Source organism: Frankia sp. AiPa1, from assembly GCF_023243075.1.
In the GTDB taxonomy this organism is placed as follows: Bacteria; Actinomycetota; Actinomycetes; order Frankiales; family Frankiaceae; genus Frankia.
Genome location: NZ_JALKFZ020000063.1, coordinates 1 through 7,376, shown reverse-complemented (window position 1 = coordinate 7,376; position 7,376 = coordinate 1). Strand labels below are relative to the sequence as shown.

The window sequence follows — 7,376 nt, the reverse complement described above, 5'->3', positions numbered from 1 at the left end:
CCGGCGGGGCGGCGGCGGGGCCGCGGGGCCAGGGGGGGGGGGGGCGGGGGGGGGGGGCCCCGGGGGGGGGCCCCCCGGGGGGGGGGGGGCGCCCCCCCCCCCCCCCCCCCCCCCCCCGGTCACGAAGAACGTCCGACCCCGCGGCCGGTGCCGGGGCATCACCGACCGGCACGCGCGGGCTGCCGCTCGTCACCGGCATCGTCGAAAGTCGGTGGCGCTGATACCGACCCCCGGTGGTCGTAAGCCTCCGTTCGGTGTCCGCTCGGGCCTGAGCCGTCTGCTCGGGGCGCCGTCCAGGGTGTACCCGGGTCACCGCTCGGGCCGCCGATACGATACTGTTACTCGCGTACGGGACGTGGCGCAGCTTGGTAGCGCACCAGACTGGGGGTCTGGGGGTCGCAGGTTCAAATCCTGTCGTCCCGACAACTGCAGGTAAAGAAGAACCGCCCCTCCGGCCGATCATAGTCGGAGGGGATTTCCTCGTTTAGGGGCGCCACAGGGGAGTTCTGGGCGATCTTCGGTGGAGATGATATCGGAACCTATCTCCCCTTTGCCGCAGGGTGTCATCCGGCGCTGTTGCCTGGCCGTGCGCGACAGCGCATCTTCTCCACCCTCGCGACCTGCACACCGGAAGGCCGCGGCGAGCTCCTCGATTACCGCAGCCGGGCTACGGAGCACGGCGCCGAGCTGTGGGCCGCCGACTCCGACGACCGGGACGGGGACTGATGTCCGATCTGATCGACGCGGTCTGGGCGATCCGCGAGGCTCGCCCCGCTATCAGGAGGCTGAGGACTACTACTACGGGCGGGTCGGGGAGGTGTGGGCGTCCCAGTCGATCCGCCGGAAGTTGGAGCGGGGCGCCGGCCGGCATCGGATCAACCTGGCTCGGCGTCCGGTCGACGCGGTCCTCGACCGGCTGAAGCTGGTCGGGGTCACGGTGACAGACGACGACGCCACCGCGTGGCTGGCCGAGCAGTGGACCCGCAACGAAATGGTGTTGAAAGCCCGACAGGTCCACCGGGCGGCGGGGATGTACGGCGACGCCTACCTCCTGGTCTGGCCGTCCGAAGCGGACGACGGCCAGGTCGACATTTTCTACGACAGTCCCCTGACGACCCGGGTGTTCTAGTGAGGACGCGTACGGGCCGCAGGACTGCATCACCAATCTGATCGCCAGCCAGCTATCCACCACCGATTTTCATTCGTTCCCGCAGCGGTGGGCGATCTCGGGCCGCACAGTCGCGGACAGTGGTACCGGCGCCGTCGGTGGAGGTCATGGCCGCGGTTGACCGGGCCGGGGACATCCTCGCCGAACGGCACGACGCCGCCCTGCGTGTCCTGGCTGCCGCATCCTCGGGCGGGTTGCCCGCGATCCTCGCCGGTCTACGAGAGGCGACGAAGGCAGTTCCGCAGGTCCGCCGGGTTGCGAGTTGGGTGGTGGTCCGCGCGGCGGCGGACGGTTCGGCCGCGGTCGCGACCGCTCTCGGTGTGGGCCGGGTATGGGTCGCGGAACGCACGGCCTGCGTGGTCTGCACCGCCTACGCGGGGCTGGTCGCGGCGGACGGCGGCGAGTTCCCGGCGGGGCTCACGTTCGGCGTGCGTCCGGCGGACCGAAGCCCGGTGCCCGATCCGCCTCGGCATCCGCGGTGCCGTTGCCGGACTGTCCCGTGGTCGGATGCCTGGGCCGCCCCCGATGTCCTCCCGTACCCGAGGGCGTTGCGACGTGAGGCGGAACGGTCGATCGCGAAGGGGTTCGCGCTCGACTCCGAGCCCACGTCGGTGCGGGTCGCGGCGGCCGAACGTCTGCTGCGCTCCGGCCCCGACCTGCCGGCGTCCGTCCGGGCGTTCGCGGCCCGCGCGGTGCGGGACGGCATCTTCCCCCCGGTCCCGGCCGGGATCTGATCCACCAACAGCGGGGAGACCGTGATGGCTGACGATGGCAAGGGCACCGACGCGGGTACCGACGACACCGCCGAGGAAGCGCAGGAGCGGGCGACCCGGACTGCCGACGCGCGGTACAAGCCGCTCGTCGTCCGGTCCGAAGCCGCTGCGGCGTTCATCGGAGCCAAAGCCGAGGTCTTCGACAAGGACGGCGAAGCCGACCCGAAGAAGCTCGCCCGCCTCTTGCGGCTCGTGAACCTCGCTGAGGTCGAGGTCACAGACGACGGGACGATCACCGGCCTCGCCGATCAGGTGGCGTCGATCAAGACCGACTACCCGGAGCTGTTCGCCGGCCCGAAGTCGCCGCCAAGACCGAAGGCTGACGGCTCCGACCGCAAGCCGGAGTCGACCAGGCCGAAGACGTCGGCGGCGGCCCTCGCCGCGCAGCTCGGTGGAGGCTGACCGGTGCTCAGCGAGAGGGCGTCCGGCGGCGCGCCGGCCGTGGTCTTCCCGTGATGTTCCGGTACGGATAGTTCATGTCCGGCGACGTTGAGTCCCGACGCACCGCTACCGTCCGCATGAGGTAGGCGACGGGGCCAACGCACGGGAGGCCGGCATGCGGTACGGGTGCCTACGGCGCGGGACCAGACAAGGCGAGGACTCGCGGCGCAAGAACGACTGGGCGGCCAGGGCGGTGATGGTCCTGCTGGCGGTGGCGACGTCGGTCGGACTGCCGGCAAGCCCGGCGAAGGCGTACCCACCCAGGCAGGTCGTCGCCGCGGGGAACAACGCCTACGGGCAGTTGGGCAACGGCCAGGCCCCGAAAACCGGGCACGTCTTCGGCCCAGTGTCCGTGATCTGGTACGCGAGCCAGATCTCCGGGGGCGGGCTCTCCGCCTACGCCCTCACGCTCTACAACCCCGGCCGCGTCTGGGCCTGGGGCCGCAACGAGTCCGGCCAGCTCGGCGACGGCACCACCACCGACCGACCGCTACCGGTGCTGGTGCCGGGGCTCGACGGGGCGCAGCAGGTCGCTGGCGGCGGCGCCACCGCCTACGCCCTGCTGTCGGACGGCACCGTTTGGGCCTGGGGACGGGGTGGCTCGGGCCAGCTCGGCAACGGCGCCCGGACCGACAGCTTCGTCCCGGTACGAGTCCACGGGCTGACCGGCGTCACCGCGATCGCCGGCGGCGGTTCGGCCGGGTACGCGCGTCGCTCCGACGGCACGGTGTGGGCCTGGGGCAACAACGCCTACGGCCAGCTCGGCGACGGCACCACCACAAACACCGCGACCCCGGTCCAGGTGGCCGGGCTGACCGGCGTCACCGCGATCAGCGGCGGCCGGTGGGCCGGCTACGCGCTACGCGCCGACGGCACGGTGCGAGCCTGGGGAGCGAACTGGCACGGCCAGCTCGGCAACGGCGGTCGCACCAACCAGACGACCCCCGTTCCCGTGGTCGGACTGTCCCGGACCCCGCTGTCCACGGTCCGCACGGTCACCGGCGGCGGCGACTTCGCCTACGCGCTGCTGGGCGACGGCACCGTGGCCGCCTGGGGCCGGGGCGACCTGGGCCAGCTCGGCAACGGTTCCCCGGCGGACAGCCGGGTGGCCAGACCGGTGCCCGGCCTGACCGCTGTCGCGGCGATAGCCGCAGGCGGCGAGGCCGGTTACGCGCTGCGTCAGGACGGTCCGGAACCGGGGGCTTACGGCAACCGCGTGATCTGGGCCTGGGGCAGCAACGCCCACGGGCAGCTCGGAATCGACCAGCCGCCCGCCCACCGGGCGGCGAACCTGTTCCGGCCGCGGCAGGTCCCCGGCCCGAGAGACGTGCAGGACATCGCGGCCGGCGGCTACTCGGCGTATGCGATCTTCCAGCCCTCCTGACCCGCTGGATGATCAGTCGGCACGCCGGGTGGCTCACGTTCATGCTGTCCCGATCTGACCCGCCGGTCGTCGGGAGATCCGGCACGGGCATGGGCGTGGGATGAGACCCAGTAGGTATATGGCGGGTCTTCGGTCGGCTGTGCCTGGTCGATGTACTGGCGGGCATCGTCTGCCGCCGCCTGGGATGCGCCGCGCTCCCCAGCCTGCCCGTAGGCGATGGCGAGCTGGCCGGAGAGGGACGGCGTTCTCCGTGGCGGTGATCCGCCCGCGTGCGCCGACCTTCGCCGAACGAAGAAGATCGATCCCGGTGCGTGGATCGTCCAGCTCGCAGGGTCTGTGCGCATCGCTTCGAACCCCCTTGGTGCCCGAAACCTCACCAGGGGGTAATTGTAACGGGACGGCTACTCGGCGCCGCATGGTTACCTGTGGTCCACTCGGAGCGTCGCACTTTCCTAACCCGCCGCCCGCGGGGCACACCGGAACATCCGTCGAGGGTGCCGAACTTTTGCGGATGCTGCCTGTGGAACAGTTCGGCAGCTTCCGGTCCACTGGAGTGGCACCACGACCGCGGCGAATTCGCCGCCAGATGGGTTCAATGATCAGCTACGACGGTGGAGAAGGGACCGGGCGGGGCACAGGGTCGACATGACGTCACCTTCTGCTGGGCGCCTGCTCGTCGTCGACGGCGACCGGTCGGTGGTCGCCTCCTACGAGCGAAGCCAATGGGCCGAGGCCCATCTCTGGGCGCATGCCCGTGCCGACGAGCCGCTGACGAGACTGCCCGTCTACCTCGAAGACCTCCGTCTCAGGGCGACCTGGCGCATTGACGATCGCGGATGCGAGTTCCTCACCTGGGTCAGGCAGGGATCACCGGAGACAACCCTGACCTGCCCACTCCAGACGATCCGGCGCGAAGCCTCCCCCGAGTTCGACATGTTCACCGTTCGTATCGCCACCGCCGAAGCCGACGACGGGTGGATCGCGAGCGTCGACGAGATACCAGGGTGCTACGCCCAGGGTGAGAGCATGGCCGAGGTTGTCGCGAAGCTCGCCGAGTCCCTCGCTCTCGCCGCACGCGGGGAGTAAGCGGTGCCCAGGTCCGACCGGCGGCAGGGTGCGGATCGGCGGGACGGTACGGATCGCCGGCAGGGCAGCGCAGGGTCGGCGTGTGCTTCATCGACCTCGACGGGTTCAAAACGGTCAACGACAGCTTCGGCCACGACGTGGGTGACCAGCTCCTCGTCGCCGTCGCGGCCCGGCTGGGTCGGGCCCTGTCGCCGGCCGAGCTCCTCGTCCGGCTGGGAGGCGACGAGTTCGTCGTCCTGGTCGCCGACTCCACCGGCGCCGCGGGCGTCGTCGACGTCGCCGAAAAGGTGCTGGCGGCGCTGGCCACGCCGCTGCAGATCGGTGACCATGCGCTGTCGATTGGCGCGAGTATCGGCATCGTCGAGCGAACGGCCGGCGAGGGCGACCACGCGGACCTGCTACGCGCCGCCGACAGCGCGCTGTACCGGGCGAAGGCCGAGGGCAAGGGGCGCTGGGCCATGTTCGACATCGAAGGCGACGCGCGCCGGACCGCCCGGCCGCTACCCGAGCAGCCCTTTCGACGGAAGACCGATCCGGCGCCTTCCGCTTCGCAGATCCCGGGGCAGGCCTCGAGCAGGTTCGGATGGTTCGATGGGATGGGCTGGATCCGGATGCGCCGGACGTACTCCTCCGCTGGCCAATTCCGTAGATACCGGATGCGAAGGATGCCGATCGTCTGGACGTATAACCGTCGCGTCGGCCGGTATCCGTTCGCGTAGCTCGGAGATCCGGGCAGCGTCTGCTACCAGGGGTTGATGCTGGCAGAGTCGCGTGTTCGACAGACCTGTATTCGCAAGATCGAAAAAATGATCGTCACTGTTGGTGAGCGCGAGTGGCTTGTTCGTCTGTGCCGGGGCCCTACGGGCGGTGCCGATTCCCTGTGTGCCGGGTCCCGTCGTCGCGGGTCGGTGCGGTGCGGCGAGGTCGACGAGACGGTCGGCCCAGGCGAGGGCGTAGGTGCGACCCCTGGATGTAGCCGGTGTGGCTCCTCGCGGGTCATGTCGGTCATGTGATGGTGGATGGCGATGCGCTGGTCGGGGGCGGCGAGGACGGCGAGCTTGACCCGGCGCCGCAGGGTCGGCTGGCCGACGAGCAGCAGGCGAACGGGCTGGCCGAGTTCCATGTTGTGGTTGGTGAGCATCCGGACGGCTTCGAGCGGGTGGGGGCTGAGCATGTGCGCTTCGTCGATCACGAGAACGGGGGTGCGGCTCGCGTTCGGCCTGTTCGGCGGCCAGAGCGTCGGCGGCCTGGGGGGCGAGGGCGGCGTACGAGGTACCAGCCCGCTCCGGCGTCGGGCAGCGTGACGTGCGCGGACCGGACCGAGCGCCGCTGGCTGGCGGCGTCGGCCGCGAGCGCCGCCCAGGCCGCCGGGTGGCGACGACGGCAGCCGTTCTCAAATACCTTCCAAGAACGAACAAAGACTCAGGCGCTAGTTAAAGAAGTTATAGTAGACTCCATCGTCTGTTCCGCGAGCGACCAGCGTGGAGTGGCCGGGTGAGTGAGCAAGTGCTGGCGCATCAGGCGTTAGCCCACCACCTGGGACACGCTGCCAACCTTCCCAGCTGTTGAGGCCATCGAAAAAATTGTAATGCAGACCGTTGTCTGTTCCTCGTACCACTACCATGGAACCCGCTACCGCTGGCCCGGAAGGCGTCTTCCCGCCTCCGGGAACCTGGCGCCACGACCCCGACGTCGAAAAGTCCGCGCCGATATTTTGATAGTAAATGGCATCGTCGGTGCCGCGAACGACGGCGAGGTATCCCGCACCGAATGATGTAATTGCCGGGGCAGACGGTGTCTTTCCGCCTCCGGCCACCCGTTGCCACCCTCGCCAGGACCACGATCCGTCCACGTGGTTGTAATGGATCCCGTCGTCAGTACCCCGGACCAGTAGTACGTTGCCGGCGACTGCGGGCGCCGACGGTGTCAGACCGCCGCCGGTAACCTCTCTCCAGTCGCTCCAATCGCTTCCAACGAGACGACTATAATAGATACCGCTATTCATGCCCCGCGCGAAAACAACGGGACCACCGTTGACGTCGCCGACGCAGGGGGTGGTATCAGTTACAATGCCCGGGAGTTGCCTCCATCCTTCCCATGACGTCCCTGAAAGAAAGCGATTCGTGTACACGCAGTTGTCTGTGCCACGAATACTGACGATCGCGGCACCAAAAGCGCCAGGTCCCGAGAATGTCTTACGACCCGAAATTGGATTCCACCCAGACCAGCTAGCCATGATGACGCTCACCTTTCGTCTGTCTGTCCAATAAGTGGAGACAGGTGCCACATCGAAGCGCTCGGATCGATCCCAGCTCCCAATCCGCTAACTCGACGTGACCCAGTGCGATCATGTAACGCAATTCCACGTGATCAACCCGTAGCGTTCGACCGCGACCGGGTACGACCGTTCCGTTTTGATTGACTACAAAAGCGTTACGCTGAACTCAGGGTAACTGGTCAGGTCTCGTAGATCGTTTGTTTTTCGTTTCCCGGCTGGTTGGGACGTTGTGATGGCCAGGCTGTC

At 68.9% G+C, this 7,376-nt stretch carries 8 protein-coding genes, 1 tRNA gene and 1 pseudogene; 7 read left to right on the top strand and 3 right to left on the bottom strand.

Going from position 1 to position 7,376, the window contains the following annotated elements; all coding sequences use genetic code 11:
- A partial coding sequence (locus tag MXD95_RS07140) for a hypothetical protein (RefSeq protein WP_250639751.1) occupies positions 1-193 on the bottom strand: 193 nt, incomplete at its 3' end.
- A 156-nt stretch (positions 194-349) separates the two neighbouring features.
- On the opposite strand from MXD95_RS07140, the gene MXD95_RS07135 reads away from it, so the two are divergent.
- The 7 genes and pseudogenes from MXD95_RS07135 to MXD95_RS07105 form a co-directional block, all read left to right on the top strand.
- Positions 350-423: transfer RNA gene (locus tag MXD95_RS07135), tRNA-Pro, on the top strand.
- Positions 424-817: 394 nt separating this feature from the next.
- Positions 818-1,129, top strand: coding sequence for a hypothetical protein (locus tag MXD95_RS07130; RefSeq protein WP_250639750.1), 312 nt, complete (start codon positions 818-820; stop codon positions 1,127-1,129).
- Between the two features lie 146 nt (positions 1,130-1,275).
- Complete coding sequence (locus MXD95_RS07125) at positions 1,276-1,902, top strand: hypothetical protein (protein WP_250639749.1); 627 nt, start codon at positions 1,276-1,278, stop codon at positions 1,900-1,902.
- A gap of 24 nt (positions 1,903-1,926) precedes the next feature.
- Positions 1,927-2,343 (top strand): phage scaffolding protein, encoded by a 417-nt coding sequence (locus MXD95_RS07120; RefSeq protein WP_250639748.1) that lies wholly within the window; start codon positions 1,927-1,929, stop codon positions 2,341-2,343.
- Between the two features lie 154 nt (positions 2,344-2,497).
- Complete coding sequence (locus MXD95_RS07115) at positions 2,498-3,766, top strand: RCC1-like domain-containing protein (RefSeq protein WP_250639747.1); 1,269 nt, start codon at positions 2,498-2,500, stop codon at positions 3,764-3,766.
- Positions 3,767-4,411: 645 nt separating this feature from the next.
- Positions 4,412-4,852 carry a type II toxin-antitoxin system HicB family antitoxin gene (locus MXD95_RS07110; RefSeq protein ID WP_250639746.1) on the top strand — a complete coding sequence of 147 codons (441 nt, stop codon included), beginning with the start codon at positions 4,412-4,414 and terminating at the stop codon, positions 4,850-4,852.
- A 77-nt stretch (positions 4,853-4,929) separates the two neighbouring features.
- Positions 4,930-5,571: pseudogene (locus MXD95_RS07105) on the top strand (diguanylate cyclase domain-containing protein); the annotation flags it as partial.
- A gap of 23 nt (positions 5,572-5,594) precedes the next feature.
- On the opposite strand, the gene MXD95_RS29560 reads toward MXD95_RS07105, so the two are convergent.
- Both MXD95_RS29560 and MXD95_RS29555 read right to left on the bottom strand, forming a co-directional pair.
- A complete protein-coding gene (locus tag MXD95_RS29560) occupies positions 5,595-6,131 on the bottom strand; it encodes an AAA family ATPase (RefSeq protein WP_480024030.1) in 537 nt (178 codons plus the stop codon).
- A gap of 150 nt (positions 6,132-6,281) precedes the next feature.
- Complete coding sequence (locus MXD95_RS29555) at positions 6,282-7,172, bottom strand: DUF8189 domain-containing protein (RefSeq protein ID WP_480024029.1); 891 nt, start codon at positions 7,170-7,172, stop codon at positions 6,282-6,284.
- Positions 7,173-7,376: the final 204 nt, after the last annotated feature.